Raw genomic sequence first — 17807 nt, 5'->3', positions numbered from 1 at the left:
CTCGTGTTAGCGATGCACAGGCGTCTAGCCCTATAACCATACAAAAGGTAAACGTGGCTTATTTACTCCACTTTTATAATTGTTGCCTGTCGTCCAATCATAAACCAATGATTATTCGCGTATTTCCAGATATTGGTAAAACGACGGGTAACAGTCTTATCTGCATGTTGCTGCATTCCTTGTGGTTTAGTAATTTCCTCCCCCATTACCATCGCGATGTTGTCATTGAAAGTAATTTTTTCAATAGTTCGGACAAACGAAGCATACGCCAAATTTCCCGTACGAAGCTGCATTTTAGAACCTTCTACTGTACCAACACGATTCGCAGGGGTATTTACCACCATTTCGTTCGACCAAATTTTACCAAACAACGTTGCTGAATCTCCTCGCATCGTAGCCTCTCGTTCGATATTTTCAAGGCGACGGAGCTCCGCCTCTCGTGGGTCAGTTTGGGAAAATGAAGTGATGAATGATGTAAGAGAAGTGATGAGAATGAGAAATATTTTTTTCATGGTAATTTAAGTTTAATACAGAAACCGATGGGGAAAGAAGTTATTCTTTTAACCGATTTCACAACTTATCAGGACTAATAGGCTGTGGAACAACGTTTTCAACAGGCTTACAGCTTTTTAAATACGCAAAAATCGCTACCAAATCTTCTTTTTTGGCATGAACATAGTTCTGCCAAGGCATTGGTGGCAACAGCGGACGGGCCGAGCGAATGCCTTTGCTTTTGCCCTCAATCATAGCAATGATAAATTGTTCTTCAGTCCAAGTGCCGATACCCGTAGCATGAGGGGTAAGATTGGCCGAGAAGGTGGCTCCCCAAGGCCCTACAGCGATGGTGTTCATGGGATGGAAAAGTACCCAATCTTGGGTTTTCACCACTTTACCGATTGGAATGTGGGCAGGGTGCCCGCTTAATCCCAAATCAGGGTCAGGAATTGGCCCTTGAGCGGTCATTTTCTTGGGGGCGTGGCAGTCAGCACAACCCATGATTCCGACTAAGTATTTTCCCTTTTCAATTTGGGCTTGGGTGTATAACTCCCCTGCCCCACCGTCGAAGCGAGCCGTAGATACGGCTAGAGGACTGACAGACATTAAAACTGCAGTACCGAAAACTGCAAAAGCGAAGATAGAAATTTGTTTTTTCATAATACATTATTGGTTTAAAAAAGACTTAACGATTAAACAGGTAAACGCCTAAAATTCTATGCGCTAATAACTCGACCCGATTTGTTTATCCACCGCCGCGCGGGCACTTCTACAAACCGATAAGTCAAGTACGATACGACCAACGTAATACCGATAAATACCAAACATATCAGCCAGCCCGTGAGCATATCTGGTTTGGACGGCGGGCCTGTTGGATTAGGCGGGGCAGTCAGTGTCATAATGGCCTGAATGGTGTACATGAGCGGTTGGTGTACCAAATAAATCGAAAACGACCACTCCCCTAAGCGTTGTAAGGCATTGGTTGCCAAAAAAGTATTCAAATTTGGGCTTCCATAAGCAGCCGACAAAATCATCAGCGGAAAAAACGAAACCGTAAAAACATCTGGTATAGCAAAGTGCATACAGAGTCCCAAACCCAAAGTAAGCAGTAGAAATGAATTGCCGTTGGCAAGCCAATTTTTCCCCCAATCTTCCTGATAACCAGCATACATCACCATACCCAACACAAAGCCAAATAAACAGCGCAGAAAGCCGTATTGGTAGGATACATTGATACTCAGCAGCGCGGGGTCAACTCGTACAAAAGGTATTGAAGCAGGCTCAGTAACCAGCGGAACAATCCAAAACGTTATGACCAAGTATCCCGCAAAGCAAGCCAATACAACCATAACTCTGCCCAGTACGCCTAATTTCAAAAATGGTTTTACCAAAAACGGAAACAACATGTACATCCACCATTCGGTACTGATTGACCAAGAAGCATTGTTCCACGTAAACCACTGGTTTAAATTCATGCTGTGAAGCAGCAACAAATGACTTGGAATGGTCGAAAAATCATTGCTGACGGTATCCATCGGATTGGCGGGGGCGTTGTTGGCCAACATGATAATTTTGAGACCAATACAATAGAGCAACGTAACAAAATGTAACGGATACACCCGCGCAAAACGCGCAGTAGTAAAACGTTTGAAATCACTACCCGATACCGAATCGGTAAACCATTTACCATATACGTGCATCATGATAAATCCACTCAATACAAAGAAAAAATCCACCATCAGATACATGCGGGTGAATAGAAGCGAGTCTTTGAATTTAAGGAGCATGTCACCTCCCATGCCGAGCATCAAATCAACGTGGAAAATAACCGTAAGCAAAGCTGCAATGCCGCGCAACGGGGTGAGGTTAGAAAGATAGGAGGTAGTTGTTTTCATAATTTCCAAAGTATATCTTTGTAACTTTTAGCAAGTTAAGCCAGATTCTAGTTTTGTATTTTCAGCTATAACCTAAAACCTTCCTGGCCAATAGGTAGGACAAACGTAGATAAAAATGTCTTTTTGTAACAAAAAATGGGGTGACTGTAAATGCTTTGGGGTGAATAACAAAGCCCTATAAGTAAAAATACGTACCTTTTTAGGTCGCTAGTACCACTTGCTTAGCGTATCCTCTGGAAACGGGCAAGGGTTCGGCCACTTGCCATAGATGCAATTTATACCCTTGTGCGTTGCCCGAAACCTTATATACTTTCTGTAGATTGACCATATAGGATCGATGACAACGTCGAATGTAGGAAACCTGAATTTGAGATTCTACTTTACTGAGAGTACTTCTCAAAAGCTCCTTTTTCAATTTCCCGTTTGCCTCTTGGTAAACGACCATGACATAGTTATCATCGGCTTCGATGTAACACAAATTTTGGGGAGTTAAAACAACTTTATCCTTCCCATTTTCAGCCATTAAAGTTAGAAAAAGATGCTCAGTTGCAGTTTCTTCATTCACTGTTTCCATCTCTTCCGCTAGCTCGGTTTCCATCACTTTTGCTGGGCGACTGTATTGACGATTCAGCCTATAATATCGAAACCACACAAAGGCAACTGCTGGAAAAAAGCTGATGATGGTTGTAAATAAAAGCATCATTCCGAACCCCTCTACAGTGGCGGGAATTTTATCGGAGTGTTGAAGGACAACGTTGGCAAAATTGCAGATTGCAATTAATAAAATAAGCCCCATCACAAATAGAATTTCACTTCCTACAGTCCATCCTTTTTCATGATAAATTTTTGGAAAAATACGCCCCAATATTTCAATCATGAAGATGACGCAGAAAGGAGGCCCCGCAGCAAATCCTGAAATAAGGCTTAGTTTGTAAAAAGGATCGGTAATGGTATATAAAGTAAAAGGCTCAAATATATATAAAAACAAAAACGGGAATATGCACGACCCTACTACCAACGGCCAATTGTGCCAGCCAATAGTGTAAGCCATGTAAGGCTGGGAAAGCCAATTTTTGATTCTTTGAAGCACTTTTAAGGTCAAGTGAGTTAGGTTCTACTACGCTCAAAAGTATTATTTGATGTGTAAAACTACAAACCCTCTGTACCTGAATTGATTAAACGGTAAAATCAACCGCATTTTCAATGTTTTTAACAAAAAATAGTAGCGCCCTATACCAGTTCGCTACTATTGTATTTCATGCTTACCTATCAGTTTTGGTGGGTTAATTAGTCCTTCCAAGTTTCCACTTTGGCGATAAAAAACTTGGAAGGACTTTTTATTACAAAATCTGATTAAACTCCAAACGCTCGCCGTCGGGGCCTGTGATGTTAAAATACTTGCAGCCTTTCTGCCAAAAAGCAAGAAATACGGGCGATTCTTCGATGATATTAAAGCCTTCTTTTTTCAAAAGCTCAAATGTCGCATCAATGTCTTCCACGTCAAACGCGACGTGATCGATGTGGCCGTCTTTACGGGAACGAATCTCATTTAAGGCGGCGTCGGGCATTTGATAAATCTCCATGATGATGTCCCCTTGTTTCATCATCGCCACTTTCCCCTCCCCTCCTTCGTGCTGAAAAGTAGAAGACATCACATTTGTAAAGCCCAAGCTTTGATAAAATGCTTCCGAGCGAGCCAAGTCCACAACAGGAATACCAATATGCTGAATACGAGCTAAGTTCAGTTTCATAGAAATAAGTGTTTTTGGGGTGAGAAAACGAAAGGGCTGTTTGCTCACACCTTCAAACAGCCCATCGTTTATCGTTCATCACAGGTTAATTGTATGACAAAGGTAATGCCTCTTCACGCCTAAAATTTATTCTTCTCAGTTTGATTTTATTAAATTTATAACAAAAAATTGAAATATATTTGGAACAATTTAGCACAATTTTTACCAATGAATATTAACAAAAACCTCTGCGAAAAACTGTATTTGGAAGTAAAAGCTAAACTTCAGAACGAGTTTATCAGGCGAGGGATGACGTATCGTGGTTCTGAAACTTCTATTTGGAAATTGGTCAACCCAAACACCGACAAGACATATTTTCAAACCATTTTAGAAGAACATACCCAGTTATCGTTTTCTACCACTTTCAATACCATGTACCTGTGGCGCAAAAAAAACGAGGTACAAACCCGCGAAGTCGTTAATTTTCAGAAAGATTACTTAGAGCTCTTCACCAAGTTTCTGGGATATCCCAACCCCCAATCGTACATAAGTGAGTTTTCGCTCACGCTACACAATTATTTTGGGATCAAGAACGAAGGTAAAATTGTGGTTGTTCAACCCATTTTTGACGCCAACAAAGACGTGCCACCGCCCGATATGCAAGGCAAGTTTCCACGTGCCAACGAGCAAACTGTCGATTCTCGGGACACGGAATGTTTGTTGGAGCTAATTCAATTGTTTCACAGCTACCATCAAATTCTTCCGCAACGCGTCTATGACCAAGAATTAATTACCCACAAAAGCGATGGTTACAGTTTTAACGAAACAATTTTAAACCTAAATAAAACAAATTGTATCTTCTCGATTGGCTTCTATTCCAATTACTTTTTCCGCTGGGTATTGGCAAACTACGCCTATCCTTACCTCGAATTTGACGATAAAAACATTCGCTTTCGGATAAAGTATTTTCACCCAATTTTAGAACAGACCGTTTGGAGTGATTTTTACCAAGGCAGTGAAGGCTTTGATGTGGGTTTTATTTGCAAACTCCCCATCCAGTTTGGAACGAGTGCCGTTCCGTGTTACTTCTTCTGTGGGCTCGAAAATAAAGCGACCCTCGCCATGACCATGTACCTGTGCCAAAGTTGGAAAAACCTTTCCCAAAAACACGATACTGAGCGCAGCTTACCGATTGGCGATGCGCCGTTTGTGATGGTGATGCGCGTCAATCGGAGTAATTTAAAGGAAATTTATTGCGAAAAAGTAGTGGTATTGGACTTTGGATAAACGTTATTCGTAATAATACACCCGAAGATAGGCCATGTCTCGCAAGAAATCGAGTTTTTCTACCTCTACCCGAATGATACGTAAACCTGTCCGTTCCTGTAAATCTTCAATCAAAGCCTGGCGGTGACACTTGGCTGTCAACGAAATTTTATCGTACATAATCTCTTTCGTCGATTGGCGACGGTACAAGAAATTGCTTTCCAGAATAAACGTCAACAACAACAACAGCGTCGTTATGATGGCCGTAATACCTGCTGAATTGGTCGAAATACCGTGAATTAGCCCTAAGGCAATTACCAAAAACAGGTACGTCATATTCCGAGTTGAAATACCTTCCGTTCGATACCTTAGCATCGAAAACACCGCAAACAACCCAAAAGCAGCCCCCATCGACACCTCTACCTTGTTCAGTAAGTACGTGACCGAAAAGATAATAAGGTTGAAAATGAGAAAAGTAAAGACAAACTCAGTGTTGCGATAGATTGGAAAATAAATCAAACGTAGCAAAATGGCCATGCTCATCAAATCAAGGCCAAGTTGAAAAAACAGTTCGTATGGTAAATCGTTCGACATAATGAGTTAGGTATCCGTGGTGTTTCAATATTCGTTTAATCGATGGATTTTTGAGTACATGGGTTTAAAAAGATTTGCCTTTATGCCAGGTTCAACGCTCATCAAACCTAAGCAATACTTGCTCAATCCCCCTTCCCGAATGCCCAAATCTCTCATCAACAGGGTAAAAGGACTTTGAAAATACGTACGCTGCTTCGCTTCTGCCACCACAATATGCGGGTAAATTCCTGATTGGTCTTGCCAACGAAACCACATATTGAGGTCAAACGTGACGCGCTCAGGGCAGGTTTTATTGACCAGCGTAAATCGGTGATAATACACCCAAACCGTTGGTTCTAGGCTCATTGCTGAAAAATCACCTGCTATATTATCCAAAAAATCTGTGCTGGTTGGGCACAAATCCAACGACAACTCTTCGATGGCTATCCGTTTTTTGATGGTTCGTCGCTTGTTATCCTTTAATTTCACTTCCAAAAACTGCGCATCGGTATCCACATATCGCCTAGCTCGCACTTTGTATCGATTGAGCTTGCCGTGCAAATGCTGGTGGTAAAACAAGCGTTCGGGTGTGTCAAAATAAAGGGTATCGTAACGAAAAACCGTTTTGGAACTCATCCGCAAAACGTGGTAATAAGGTTGCAATTGTGTCAGTACATCGACCAAATCATCTTTACGAAACATGTATTTAAAGTCGATACGGTTCATCAAACGCGTTGATTCCATATCGTTGAGCGAAATCTTAGAAAATGAATCAAGAAAACGTTCAATCATACATTTAATCGTAAACCAATCGGGTTGTAAATAGCCCAATACATTATAAAACCAAAAAGGGTACAATCAAAGACCGTACCCTTTTTGGTTTTTTCACTATATATTTTTTAAGAAAATTGCGTTTCCGCTAAGATTCAAGCGATTAATTAATCACTTCTTCCTCTTTTTTCTTCACCGTAATAACGAGATTCTCACTTCCATCCTCGTGATCAGCCAATAATGTGTCTCCTTCGCGAAGATCACCCTTGAGAATTTCTTCCGCAACGGGGTCTTCAAGGTATTTTTGGATGGCACGATTGAGCGGACGCGCACCGTACTGTTGGTCATATCCTTTTTCTGACAAAAAGTCTTTTGCTTTCTCGGTCAACTCAACTTTATATCCCAAAGTAGTGATGCGATTGAAAAGTTTGCCCAACGAAATGTCGATGATACGGTGAATGTCTTCGCGCTGAAGCGTATTAAACACAATCACATCGTCCAAACGGTTCAAAAATTCTGGAGAAAACGCTTTTCTCAAGGCATTTTGAATCGTGGTTTTCATCATATCGTCTTGGTTTTCGGTTTTTGCTTTGGTTGCAAATCCAATCCCTGAGCCGAAGTCTTTCAAATCACGTACCCCAATGTTTGAGGTCATAATAATAATCGTATTGCGGAAATCCACGCGACGTCCCAAACCATCCGTCAAAATACCATCATCGAGCACTTGGAGTAGGAGGTTAAACACATCAGGGTGTGCTTTTTCAATTTCGTCCAACAACACTACGCTGTAAGGCTTACGGCGAATTTTCTCCGTCAACTGTCCACCTTCTTCGTACCCAACGTAGCCTGGAGGCGCTCCGATGAGGCGAGACACGCTGAATTTCTCCATGTATTCGCTCATATCAATGCGCACCAACGAATCGTCTTTATCGAACAGATAAGTCGAAAGTACTTTGGCCAATTCCGTTTTTCCTACCCCCGTTGGGCCGAGGAAAATAAACGAACCGATTGGTTTTTTCGGGTCTTTCAATCCAACGCGTGTTCGCTGAATCGCTTTGGTTAGTTTTTCGATGGGGTTGTTTTGACCAATTACTTTCGCTTTGAGTTCATCGGCCATTCCCAACAACTTCTGACCTTCGTTTTGAGCGACGCGGTTAACAGGAATTCCCGTCATCATCGCTACTACCTCAGCCACGTTATCGTCCGTTACAGTATAGCGACGCTTTTTGGTCTCCTCTTCCCACGCAATCTTCGCCCGGTCGAGTTGGTCAAGAAGCTTCTTCTCGCGGTCGCGGAGTTGTGCTGCTTCTTCGTACTTCTGGCTTTTCACGACGAGGTTTTTTTGTTTCTTCACCTCCTCGATTTGTTGTTCCAACACCACGATATCTTCTGGAACGGTGATGTTGCTGATGTGTACGCGCGCACCTACCTCGTCCAATACGTCGATGGCTTTATCGGGCAAGAAACGGTCAGTAATATAACGTTCCGACAATTTCACAGCTTGCGCTATGGCCTCATCTGTATAGTTTACGTGGTGGTGATCTTCGTACTTATCTTTGATATTATTGAGGATTTCAATCGTTTCCTCTACGCTTGGCGCGTCCACCATTACAATTTGGAAACGACGGGCCAAAGCGCCGTCTTTCTCAATGTATTGACGGTATTCGTCGAGCGTTGTGGCACCAATGCATTGGATGTCGCCCCGGGCTAACGCTGGCTTGAACATATTTGAGGCATCCAAAGAGCCAGAAGCGCCACCAGCACCTACAATGGTATGTAACTCATCGATGAACAGAATCACCTCAGGTGATTTTTCCAATTCGTTCATCACAGCTTTCATACGCTCTTCAAATTGGCCACGGTATTTGGTACCTGCCACGAGCGAAGCAAGGTCAAGCGTCACAACGCGTTTGCCAAACAGCACACGCGATACTTTCTTTTGTACAATTCTAAGTGCCAAACCTTCGGCAATCGCCGTTTTACCAACGCCAGGTTCTCCAATAAGAACTGGGTTGTTTTTCTTTCGGCGGCTAAGTACTTGGGCTACACGTTCGATTTCTTTTTCACGGCCTACAATCGGGTCTAACTTACCCAATTCGGCCATCTTCGTAAGGTCACGGCCGAAATTGTCTAATACTGGTGTACGCGACTTTTCAGCACTTTTGGGGTCTTTTCCTTGCTGCGAACCGCCGCTGAACATACTCCGTTCATCGTCGTCTTCAGTATCGGGACCCGCGTGGGGTTTGGTGCCTGATGATTGATACTCTAACATTTCCTTAACGATTTCGTAGTTAACATTAAACTTGGCTAAAATCTGCGAGGCCAAATTATCGGGGTCACGCAGAATGGACAGGAGTAGATGCTCCGTGCCAATGAGTGGGCTTTTAAAAATTTTTGCTTCTAAGTAGGTTATTTTCAACACCTTCTCCGACTGGCGGGTCAAAGGAATGTTGGCCAAGTTTTTGATATTGTTGGTCGCGGTTCCTTTGGTAACTTGCTCAATTGTCACGCGCAATTCGTCCAACGAAACGCCCAGTTTTTTTAACAGGGCCAATGCCACGCCCTCACCCTCTCTGATCATCCCCAAAACGAGATGCTCTGTACCGATATAATCATGTCCCAAACGGAGGGCTTCCTCACGGCTGAATCCGATGACTTCTTTTACGCGATTTGAAAATTTTGCTTCCATTCGTTGGAGTTAAGCTGTTGTGAAACGTAAGGTAGGTTAGTTTTTTTAGAAAAAAAACGTAATCGACGACGCAATTCATTAAATTCTCCTTTTTTTCTTTTGTTTCCTCCTTTTTTTAACAGAAAATAGGTATTCAGATTATATACAAAAATCGTGTGTTTTTCATTCCACCTTTACCGACTGTTTCAGCAAACGCGTCGCATCTGCTCCTTGGCACATCAGCAAGTCAAGAATACTCAAATTTGGAACAAACTCTGTTCCGAAATTTTGTTGATAAACAACAGGTTTACTGAAAATGTTGTGCCCCGATGGATTTTTGGGGGAAATCCGTGACAGTGCGTCAAAATGGCCCTCAGGGAGGCTCATTTCAAACACCTCCGTCAGCCGTATTGTCGGTTTTTGCCGCAGTAATTTCAGACAGATTGTCAGCAACTCCCAATTGAGGTCAAACAAATACGTTGGCTTTTTGAGATAAACCCGTTCAAAATCACTTCCAAAATACTCAAAATAGGGTGCTTTCCCATAAGCCGCCACAATTGCCCCCCAATGCCGTCGTACCCAACCTTGTGAGTAATCAATTTTCACTTCACGAATGGGCATTTTGGGCGCTGAATGAATCACAGGAACAATAAGCGTATCAACACCATTAGCCGCCAAAATATGACACCGATTGCGATAAGTTTGCTTCACAAAATACTCCTGAGTTTCAAGCGACACCTCACCGTATTTCAATAAACAGGCAAAATAATCGAGACTCGGTAAATATTGTAACTCTATTCGTACTGACAATGCTTTTTACTTAAATAAATGTGATTACGTAAGTAAAGCAATTTGAGTAATATTATCAAAAAAATCACAAAAAAATTTACAAAAAGCCCCTAAATGGGCATGGTAAGTAAGGAAAGTACAAATTTTCTGTATTTGATTACGTAGTAAAGCTTTTTACATTTGCGAAAATTAAACAAGTTTTCATCTTATATTGTTGGCCATGAGATTTTTGAGTTGGATAGGGTATTTACCGCTGTGGGTACTGTATCTATTGTCAGATTTTGTATATTTTCTGCTTTATTATGTTGTCGGTTACCGCAAAAAACTTGTTTTCAAACACCTTCATCAGGCATTTCCCGAAAAGTCACCACAGGAAACCAAGCAAATTGCCCGAAAATTTTACCAACACTTAGCCGATATTTTCGTAGAAACGCTCAAACTTCCCCACCTTTCCGTAGCTGAAATTCAACAGCGGGTAGAAATTCAAAACATTGAGCTATTACAGGGTTTTATTGTTAACAATCAGCCTTTTTTGTCGTTTGGAGCACACACTGCCAATTGGGAATGGGTTCCCGCAAGTTTGACCACGCGCGGCATTCCTGTGGATGCCGTTTATAAAACGTTGACCAATGAAAAATCTGATAAATTTATGCAGTCATTGCGGGCCACGTTCGGCGTTCATCTGATTCCGATGCCACGGTTAATGCGCGAAATTGTTACTAGAAAACACCTACCAAGGTTGATAGGGCTTGTAGCGGACCAATCCCCTCACTCTCCTGAGCACGCGCATTGGTTTTCATTTTTGAACCATGACACCGCCTTTTTTCCTGGGACGGAGAAGATAGCGCGGGCTACCGAAATGCCCATCGTTTTTGCTGATATTTATCGAATACGGCGGGGTTATTACGTTGCTTCATTTCAACTCATTGCCCTACCGCCCTATCAGTCACTTTCGGAGGGAAGTATTACTGAGAAGTATAAAAATATATTGGAAGAAAGTATCAAAAAACATCCTGCTGACTGGCTGTGGTCGCACAATCGCTGGAAGCACAAACGAAAATAAAAGCCCTTCCAAGTTTACACATTCGTTAAAATCGAAACTTGGAAGGGCTACCGTGAAGAGGGTTGCTCACAACCCGTAAAAAACCCTTCCAAGTTTGCTCATTCGTCGAAGCCGAAACTTGGAAGGGCTATGAATTAAAGCATTCCAAAATTGTTCAAATAATCCGTTACCGAGTTACGAATCACTTGGTGCGCTTCTTCCCGACCATATACATTGGCAATTTCACAGGTCATTGGTTCACCTGGCAAGTTTTTGTAAGTCAGGAAGTAATGTTGAAGGCGGTTAACTACGCTACGAGGAAGCTCGCTAATGTCGCGGTATTTGCTGTAGAGTAAGTCATCTTTCAACACCGCAATGATTTTGTCATCAGCTTCACCTTTGTCAATCAAACGCAAGCCACCGATAGGAATCGCTTGGCAAATGATGTCACCGTGAGGGATGTTGCTTTCGCTCAACACACAAATATCCAACGGGTCGCCGTCGCCTTCTTTGATGTCATTACGTCCCGACTGTTGACGAGCATATTCGGCAATAGTATCACCACAATAGGTTTTTGGAACAAAACCATACAGGGCAGGAACGATGTTAGAATATTTTTGCGGGCGGTCAATTTTCAGATAACCCGTTGTTTTGTCGATTTCGTACTTAACCGTATCCGTAGGTACAATTTCAATAAAGGCCGTTAAAGTTTCTGGGGCATTTTCACCGATGGGAATACCATGCCAAGGGTGAGACTTATAAACGCTTTTCAAGTTTATTATTATTTTTGGTTAGTGACGTTGCTTTTTTAATTATTGACAAATGTAAGCAACCCTTAGCAATGGTTTTGAGTTTTTAATAAAATTGTAGATTTTGCAACATATAATCTATGAATGATGCTAGCATTTGCAGGAGTTGGGATTTTATTAGGCGTTTTAGGAGGCTATGTTTGGCGGTACGAAGCCATTTGGCTACTGTCCAATTTTAGGGAAGAAACGACCAAAGATCAAGCGGGCTTGGCCCGTTGGGCAGGTAAGTGGCTGTTGGCTATGGCCTTGTTGGCGCTGCTGACAAGCGCTGGAATTGCATTTTTCTCTCCTTATGAGGGTTATTTTGTTGCATTTTTTGTAGTGACGCTCCTTTTAATGACGATTTTTTACCTAATTGGTGGTCAAAAATATACTAAATAGAAACCCCCTTTTCATCAAACCTACGAACCAAATCAATGTCTGAAATCAAAGTACCAACCATGGCCGAAATGGCCGCAAGTGGAGAAACCCCCGAAGTACTTTTCTGGGTGGGCTGCGCGGGGTCATTTGATGACCGTTATAAAAAAGTGACGGTCGCATTTGTCAAAATTTTAAATGCTGTTGGGGTAAAATTTGCCGTTTTGGGCACTGAAGAAGGCTGCACGGGCGATCCTGCACGGCGGGCAGGCAACGAATTTACGTTTCAGATGCAAGCCATGGCCAACATTCAAGTACTTGATATGTACGGTGTAAAAAAAATAGTAACGGCTTGTCCACACTGTTTCAATACCCTCAAAAACGAATACCCTGCCCTGGGCGGGCAATATGAAGTCATTCACCATTCGGAGTTTTTGCAACAGCTTATCAATGCGGGCAAAATAAAACTTGAAGGAGGAGGCACGTTCAAAGGTAAAAAAATCACCTTCCACGATTCTTGCTATTTAGGCCGCGCCAACGATATTTACGAAGCACCCCGCGCGGTCATCGAAGCGTTGGATGCCGATTTGGTCGAAATGAAACGCGCCAAAGTAAAAGGGCTCTGTTGCGGGGCTGGCGGTGCTCAAATGTTTAAAGAACCCGAAAAAGGGAAAAAAGACATCAACATTGAGCGTATCGAGGAAGCCATTGCTACAGGTGCCGAGACCATCGCCGTGGGGTGTCCCTTCTGCATGGTCATGATGACCGATGGCGTTAAAAACAAAGAAAAGGAAGATTCGGTAAAAGTATTTGATTTGGCGGAATTGGTGGCGCAGTCGTTGTAATGTGCTTAACGGAACTCAAAAAACAATAGAAAATGTTATTGGAGTGTCGAATGTCAAATGCAGAATGTCGAATGAATCCATCTATTCGACATTCTGCACTCTACCCTCGACATTCAAAACTCACAAACTCCAATTGTCATGTACATACCATTTCACGATATTGCTTTTGAAGCCCGCGTCTGGATTTATCAGGCCAATCGAACCCTGACAGACGACGAAGTAGGGACACTTACCGAAACCCTCAAAGCCGCGTTAGAAGGCTGGGAAGCCCACGGCGAAGCTCTTACGGCTTCGGGAAAAATATTCCATCATCGGTTTGTGGTGATTGCGGTCGATGAAAGTGAGACTTTGCCGAGCGGTTGTTCTATCGACAAGTCAACGCGATGGTTACAAGAAATTGGGCCTCGTTTAAATGTCGATTTTTTTGACCGCTCTTTGGCTTACCTTGATGCACAAGGAAAAATTCAAACTGTGGCCGTCTCTGCCATCAAAAATGCCGTTTTAAGCGAAGAAATCGAACCCAATACAACTGTGTTTGACAATACCGTAGCGACCAAAGCCCAATGGATGAGCCGCTGGAAAACCCGCGCCGATCATACTTGGCTTAAGCGTTATTTTAAAGAGCAAACAGCCTAAGGCCGTTAGCATACCAAGGCATCAGGGGGTTAAATCATCCCTGATGTCTTGGCCATCACAATGCAGTAGAGTATCAAAAATAAGGCTCCCTCCCACGTAGATATGCGCTTGTCTTGGGCTAGTAAATAAAAAAAGGCAGAACCCGCTAACAATATAGGTAAAGCCAATGCAAGGACTTGTCCAGAGGCTGTAAGAGCTCCAGCCCAGCTTACTAGGCCAGGAATAACCAGTATATTAAAAATACAAGACCCCATCACGTTGCCAATAGCCAATGCTGCTTTCCCTTTTTTTACCGAAAAATAGTTTACTGCTAACTCTGGTAGCGTAGTTCCAAACGACAGTATTGTGAGGGCAATAATTGAAGAGGGAATCTCCAGGATTTCGGCCACTTTAGTAATACTCATCACAGTGTAGTCCGCCCCCAAATAAATACCTACCCCTGATGCTAAAAGCATCAACGCAACTTTCGTCCACGAATACGACTCTGTCGATGTCTCATCCTCTTCTTCTTCATTACCCGCTTTTAATAGATACGCACTATAAACCAAAAAGATAAGAATGAGAAATATTCCCTCCTTCCAAGTCAGCAGACCATCCTGAAAAAACAAAAAGAAGACCAAAGCTGCCCCTAAGAGATAGTGTAAATCTATCATCATGTAGCGTTTTCCTAATTCAATGGTTTTTCGGTTGAGCAATGCCGTTGTGCCGACAATCAAGAACAGGTTTGAGATATTTGAACCAATCAAATTTCCAGCTACAATCTCAGCATGGCCCGAAGAAACTGACAAAAATCCTGTCACAAGCTCAGGTAATGAAGTTCCAATACCCACAAAAGATACCTGTGACAAAAGCAGGAAGTTTAAGCAATTGCCCTGCCGCTTCTGCTGCATTTGTAAAAAAACGAGCAGCAACAAGAAGTACAGCCAAGCTTGCAATAAAGATAAGAATCCAGTTAATGAGCATAATTGAAACAGTTTAAGGAAGTTGCAAAATGGTCGTTTTTACCTTAAATAACCAGCTTTTAACAACTTTTTAAGAATTTTGTACTTAATTTGAGTACGAACAAACAACTAGCTTATATGATTACGACCATTATTGCAATTTTTATTATTGGATACATTTTCATCACCATCGAACACAGTATTCACATAAATAAAACCGCAACCGCGCTGCTTACGGGGGTATTTTGCTGGTCTTTGTATGCATTTGGCTCGGTTGATTCACACCACGTCGGGGAAGAGTTATCACACCATTTGGCAAGCATCGCCGAAATTGCTTTTTTTCTACTTGGTGCTATGACAATCGTCGAACTTATCGATGCCCATCAAGGCTTTGGAGTCATCACAGAACGCATTCATACCAAAGACACTCGAACACTCCTTTGGATTATCAGCATTCTTACTTTTTTCCTTTCGGCCGTACTCGACAACCTCACTACCGCTATTGTAATGGTATCACTATTACGAAAAATCATCCGTGATACCGATATGCGTCGCTTTTTTGCGGGAATTGTCATCATTGCTGCCAACGCAGGCGGTGCATGGTCACCATTAGGTGATGTGACGACTACAATGTTGTGGATTGGTGGACAAGTTTCTGCCGTCAATATCATGAAAATGCTGATTATTCCGAGCTTAGTTTCCCTGATTGTTCCGCTGATTTATCTGTCATTCCGTCTAAAAGGCTCAATTGAACCTCCTAAGCCGCGCAAAAAAGACATTGATGAAAGCATCACAACTTTTGAGCGAAATACCATGTTTTTTACGGGCATAGGAATGTTGCTTTTTGTCCCTATTTTCAAAACAGTAACCCATTTACCTCCCTATATGGGTGTCTTACTCGCGCTCGGAACGGTATGGGTAGTTTCCGAACTTCTTCACTCAAAAAAAGACGAAGAAGACCGCAAACCTTTTACGGCGGCCCATGCCTTGAGCAAAATTGACACCAGCAGTATTTTGTTTTTCATGGGGATTTTATTAGCCATTGGCGTGCTCGAAGTAACGCATACCCTTTCTGGTTTAGCCGCTTGGATGAACGATACCATCGGGAATTTGGACGCCATTGTATTTATTATTGGGATTGCCTCCGCCGTCATCGACAATGTACCTTTAGTAGCGGCTTCTATGGGTATGTACGATTTAGCTACCTATCCTCAAGACCATCGAATTTGGGAGTTTTTGGCCTACTGTGCTGGTACAGGTGGCAGTATGCTAATTATTGGTTCGGCAGCTGGAGTAGCAGTAATGGGCATGGAAAATATCAGCTTCTTTTGGTATCTCAAACGCATCAGTCTCTTAGCACTTCTGGGCTATGTAGCAGGAGCGTTGGTTTATGTAATCATGTAACTTATTGTTTTCAAATGCAAAACGGCCAATTGGAAAACCCAATTGGCCGTTTTGCATTACTAGCTTCCAACTATTTTGTGGTATAGTTTGGAGCTTCTTTCGCAATATGAATATCGTGAGGATGGCTTTCCTTCATCCCCGCCGCGCTGATACGAACAAATTTCGCTTTTTGGAGGGTCTGAATATCAGCCGCACCGCAATAGCCCATACCAGCTTTCAAACCACCTACCAATTGATAAATGATTTCAGCTACTTTTCCTTTGTACGGAACGCGGCCTACGATTCCTTCTGGTACAAGTTTCTTAATGTCGTCTTCCGCATCTTGGAAATAACGATCTTTCGAGCCATCTTCCATCGCTTCCACCGAACCCATACCACGGTAAGATTTAAAGCGCCGTCCTTCGTAAAGAATTTCTTCGCCTGGTGCTTCTTCCGTTCCCGCTAACAACGAACCAATCATTACGGTGTTTGCACCCGCAGCAATTGCTTTTACAATATCTCCTGAATACCGAATACCACCGTCGGCAATGACTGGCACCCCCGTACCTTGAATCGCTTTGGCTGCTTCGTAAACTGCCGTCAACTGTGGCATCCCGATTCCCGCAATGATACGAGTCGTACAGATACTTCCAGGGCCAACACCTACTTTTACCCCATCGGCACCTGCTGCGGCCAATGCTTGAGCAGCTTCGCCAGTAGCAATATTTCCTACCAAAACATCCAAATTAGGGAATTGGCTTTTCACCCCTTTCAATGCTTCGATGACACCTAATGAATGACCGTGGGCAGTATCGATACTTACCACGTCCACTCCCGCTTTAAGAAGTGCTTCAACGCGACGAATCAAATCAGGAGTTACCCCTACGGCTGCTCCAACCCGAAGGCGTCCAAGGCTATCTTTACACGCATTTGGGCGGTCTTTACGTTTAATGATGTCACGATACGTAACCAAACCTACCAATTTGTGGTGTTTGTCAACGATAGGTAATTTTTCAATCTTAAACTCCTGCAAGATGCTTTCAGCTTCTTCGAGGGTAATACCTTCTCTTGCTGTAATAAGATTGTCTTTGGTCATCACTCCTACGACGCCTCTCGTTAAGTCTTTTTGGAAGCGTAAATCGCGGTTAGTAATGATACCAATCAATTTACTGTCTTTGTCAACCACAGGAATCCCCCCGATTTTAAACTCCGACATGATACGGTGCGCATCACGCAAGGTAGCGTCTTCGTTTAATGTAATAGGGTCAACAATCATCCCACTTTCGGAGCGTTTTACTTTACGTACTTGCGCAGCTTGGGCTTCAACAGTCATGTTCTTATGGATGATACCGATTCCTCCCTCTTGCGCCATTGCAATGGCCAATTGGTACTCAGTAACGGTATCCATAGCAGCAGATAACAGTGGAACGTTCAATCGAATATTTCGAGTGAGTTGTGTTTGCGTGGTTGTGTCACGCGGGAGCACTTCGGAGTAAGCAGGGACGAGCAGAACGTCGTCGTACGTGAGGGCCTCGTAGAGGAATTTGGATGTGTCTGAGAGCATAGCAAATAAACGATTCCTTATTTGCCGCGTAAAATTAGTAGAA

General features: G+C 42.8%; 19 protein-coding genes. 6 read left to right on the top strand and 13 right to left on the bottom strand.

The genetic code is table 11. The features are described 5' to 3' along the window. Positions 1 to 62 precede the first annotated feature (62 nt). From AC23P2_RS23830 to AC23P2_RS23810, 5 genes are all read right to left on the bottom strand, one after another. On the bottom strand, positions 63 to 512 hold the full coding sequence (locus AC23P2_RS23830; RefSeq protein ID WP_487775526.1) for a nuclear transport factor 2 family protein: 450 nt from the start codon (positions 510 to 512) through the stop codon (positions 63 to 65). A 58-nt stretch (positions 513 to 570) separates the two neighbouring features. Continuing rightward, the gene (locus tag AC23P2_RS23825) at positions 571 to 1155 is read right to left on the bottom strand and encodes a c-type cytochrome (RefSeq protein ID WP_487775525.1); all 585 of its coding nucleotides are present in this window, start codon (positions 1153 to 1155) and stop codon (positions 571 to 573) included. A gap of 56 nt (positions 1156 to 1211) precedes the next feature. Next, complete coding sequence (locus tag AC23P2_RS23820; protein ID WP_487775524.1) at positions 1212 to 2390, bottom strand: acyltransferase family protein; 1179 nt, start codon at positions 2388 to 2390, stop codon at positions 1212 to 1214. Positions 2391 to 2589: 199 nt separating this feature from the next. Then, positions 2590 to 3267 (bottom strand): LytR/AlgR family response regulator transcription factor, encoded by a 678-nt coding sequence (locus AC23P2_RS23815; RefSeq protein WP_487775523.1) that lies wholly within the window; start codon positions 3265 to 3267, stop codon positions 2590 to 2592. Between the two features lie 463 nt (positions 3268 to 3730). Then, the gene (locus AC23P2_RS23810; RefSeq protein WP_487775522.1) at positions 3731 to 4141 is read right to left on the bottom strand and encodes a VOC family protein; all 411 of its coding nucleotides are present in this window, start codon (positions 4139 to 4141) and stop codon (positions 3731 to 3733) included. A gap of 207 nt (positions 4142 to 4348) precedes the next feature. Between AC23P2_RS23810 and AC23P2_RS23805 the strand changes: the two genes are divergently transcribed. Further along, positions 4349 to 5407, top strand: a complete 1059-nt coding sequence (locus AC23P2_RS23805; protein WP_487775521.1) for a hypothetical protein — start codon at positions 4349 to 4351, stop codon at positions 5405 to 5407. Between the two features lie 3 nt (positions 5408 to 5410). Here AC23P2_RS23805 and AC23P2_RS23800 read toward each other — a convergent pair whose 3' ends face one another. The 4 genes from AC23P2_RS23800 to AC23P2_RS23785 form a co-directional block, all read right to left on the bottom strand. After that, entirely contained in the window at positions 5411 to 5980 is a 570-nt protein-coding gene (locus AC23P2_RS23800) for a DUF4956 domain-containing protein (RefSeq protein WP_037302407.1), read from the bottom strand. A 24-nt stretch (positions 5981 to 6004) separates the two neighbouring features. Further along, complete coding sequence (locus tag AC23P2_RS23795; protein ID WP_487775520.1) at positions 6005 to 6751, bottom strand: polyphosphate polymerase domain-containing protein; 747 nt, start codon at positions 6749 to 6751, stop codon at positions 6005 to 6007. Between the two features lie 142 nt (positions 6752 to 6893). Then, positions 6894 to 9419 carry an ATP-dependent Clp protease ATP-binding subunit gene (locus tag AC23P2_RS23790; RefSeq protein ID WP_028527157.1) on the bottom strand — a complete coding sequence of 842 codons (2526 nt, stop codon included), beginning with the start codon at positions 9417 to 9419 and terminating at the stop codon, positions 6894 to 6896. Between the two features lie 162 nt (positions 9420 to 9581). Next, positions 9582 to 10208, bottom strand: coding sequence for a WbqC family protein (locus tag AC23P2_RS23785; RefSeq protein WP_487775519.1), 627 nt, complete (start codon positions 10206 to 10208; stop codon positions 9582 to 9584). Between the two features lie 199 nt (positions 10209 to 10407). On the opposite strand from AC23P2_RS23785, the gene AC23P2_RS23780 reads away from it, so the two are divergent. Next, on the top strand, positions 10408 to 11250 hold the full coding sequence (locus AC23P2_RS23780; protein WP_487775518.1) for a lysophospholipid acyltransferase family protein: 843 nt from the start codon (positions 10408 to 10410) through the stop codon (positions 11248 to 11250). 134 nt (positions 11251 to 11384) lie between these two features. Here the strand turns inward: AC23P2_RS23780 and AC23P2_RS23775 are convergent, their stop codons facing one another. Continuing rightward, the gene (locus AC23P2_RS23775; RefSeq protein WP_028527154.1) at positions 11385 to 12002 is read right to left on the bottom strand and encodes an inorganic pyrophosphatase; all 618 of its coding nucleotides are present in this window, start codon (positions 12000 to 12002) and stop codon (positions 11385 to 11387) included. Between the two features lie 120 nt (positions 12003 to 12122). Between AC23P2_RS23775 and AC23P2_RS23770 the strand changes: the two genes are divergently transcribed. The 3 genes from AC23P2_RS23770 (at position 12123) to AC23P2_RS23760 (ending at position 13876) form a co-directional block, all read left to right on the top strand. Then, positions 12123 to 12419, top strand: a complete 297-nt coding sequence (locus AC23P2_RS23770; RefSeq protein WP_487775517.1) for a DUF3784 domain-containing protein — start codon at positions 12123 to 12125, stop codon at positions 12417 to 12419. Positions 12420 to 12454: 35 nt separating this feature from the next. Then, positions 12455 to 13240 carry a (Fe-S)-binding protein gene (locus tag AC23P2_RS23765; RefSeq protein ID WP_487775516.1) on the top strand — a complete coding sequence of 262 codons (786 nt, stop codon included), beginning with the start codon at positions 12455 to 12457 and terminating at the stop codon, positions 13238 to 13240. A 138-nt stretch (positions 13241 to 13378) separates the two neighbouring features. Further along, positions 13379 to 13876, top strand: a complete 498-nt coding sequence (locus tag AC23P2_RS23760) for a hypothetical protein (RefSeq protein WP_487775515.1) — start codon at positions 13379 to 13381, stop codon at positions 13874 to 13876. Positions 13877 to 13905: 29 nt separating this feature from the next. On the opposite strand, the gene AC23P2_RS23755 is transcribed toward AC23P2_RS23760, so the two are convergent. Beyond that, a complete protein-coding gene (locus tag AC23P2_RS23755; protein ID WP_487775514.1) occupies positions 13906 to 14724 on the bottom strand; it encodes a sodium:calcium antiporter in 819 nt (272 codons plus the stop codon). Further along, positions 14681 to 14839, bottom strand: a complete 159-nt coding sequence (locus AC23P2_RS23750) for a hypothetical protein (protein WP_487775513.1) — start codon at positions 14837 to 14839, stop codon at positions 14681 to 14683. Before AC23P2_RS23750 ends, AC23P2_RS23755 begins: the two co-directional genes overlap by 44 nt. A gap of 116 nt (positions 14840 to 14955) precedes the next feature. Between AC23P2_RS23750 and nhaD the strand changes: the two genes are divergently transcribed. Next, positions 14956 to 16221 carry a sodium:proton antiporter NhaD gene (gene nhaD / locus AC23P2_RS23745; RefSeq protein WP_487775512.1) on the top strand — a complete coding sequence of 422 codons (1266 nt, stop codon included), beginning with the start codon at positions 14956 to 14958 and terminating at the stop codon, positions 16219 to 16221. A 70-nt stretch (positions 16222 to 16291) separates the two neighbouring features. Here nhaD and guaB read toward each other — a convergent pair whose 3' ends face one another. Next, positions 16292 to 17764, bottom strand: coding sequence for an IMP dehydrogenase (gene guaB / locus AC23P2_RS23740; protein ID WP_028527149.1), 1473 nt, complete (start codon positions 17762 to 17764; stop codon positions 16292 to 16294). Between the last annotated feature and the right edge of the window lie 43 nt (positions 17765 to 17807).

The organism is Runella sp. R0.1_18 (genome assembly GCF_057652155.1).
This window is presented reverse-complemented; position numbering and strand designations above follow the sequence as displayed.

Coding starts and splice junctions, on each gene's coding strand:
- AC23P2_RS23830 (WP_487775526.1), bottom strand. CDS start 512: ATGAAAAAAATATTTCTCATTCTCATCACTTCTCTTACATCATTCATC.
- AC23P2_RS23825 (WP_487775525.1), bottom strand. CDS start 1,155: ATGAAAAAACAAATTTCTATCTTCGCTTTTGCAGTTTTCGGTACTGCA.
- AC23P2_RS23820 (WP_487775524.1), bottom strand. CDS start 2,390: ATGAAAACAACTACCTCCTATCTTTCTAACCTCACCCCGTTGCGCGGC.
- AC23P2_RS23815 (WP_487775523.1), bottom strand. CDS start 3,267: ATGATTGAAATATTGGGGCGTATTTTTCCAAAAATTTATCATGAAAAA.
- AC23P2_RS23810 (WP_487775522.1), bottom strand. CDS start 4,141: ATGAAACTGAACTTAGCTCGTATTCAGCATATTGGTATTCCTGTTGTG.
- AC23P2_RS23805 (WP_487775521.1), top strand. CDS start 4,349: ATGAATATTAACAAAAACCTCTGCGAAAAACTGTATTTGGAAGTAAAA.
- AC23P2_RS23800 (WP_037302407.1), bottom strand. CDS start 5,980: ATGTCGAACGATTTACCATACGAACTGTTTTTTCAACTTGGCCTTGAT.
- AC23P2_RS23795 (WP_487775520.1), bottom strand. CDS start 6,751: ATGATTGAACGTTTTCTTGATTCATTTTCTAAGATTTCGCTCAACGAT.
- AC23P2_RS23790 (WP_028527157.1), bottom strand. CDS start 9,419: ATGGAAGCAAAATTTTCAAATCGCGTAAAAGAAGTCATCGGATTCAGC.
- AC23P2_RS23780 (WP_487775518.1), top strand. CDS start 10,408: ATGAGATTTTTGAGTTGGATAGGGTATTTACCGCTGTGGGTACTGTAT.
- AC23P2_RS23770 (WP_487775517.1), top strand. CDS start 12,123: ATGATGCTAGCATTTGCAGGAGTTGGGATTTTATTAGGCGTTTTAGGA.
- AC23P2_RS23765 (WP_487775516.1), top strand. CDS start 12,455: ATGTCTGAAATCAAAGTACCAACCATGGCCGAAATGGCCGCAAGTGGA.
- AC23P2_RS23760 (WP_487775515.1), top strand. CDS start 13,379: ATGTACATACCATTTCACGATATTGCTTTTGAAGCCCGCGTCTGGATT.
- AC23P2_RS23750 (WP_487775513.1), bottom strand. CDS start 14,839: ATGCTCATTAACTGGATTCTTATCTTTATTGCAAGCTTGGCTGTACTT.
- nhaD (WP_487775512.1), top strand. CDS start 14,956: ATGATTACGACCATTATTGCAATTTTTATTATTGGATACATTTTCATC.
- guaB (WP_028527149.1), bottom strand. CDS start 17,764: ATGCTCTCAGACACATCCAAATTCCTCTACGAGGCCCTCACGTACGAC.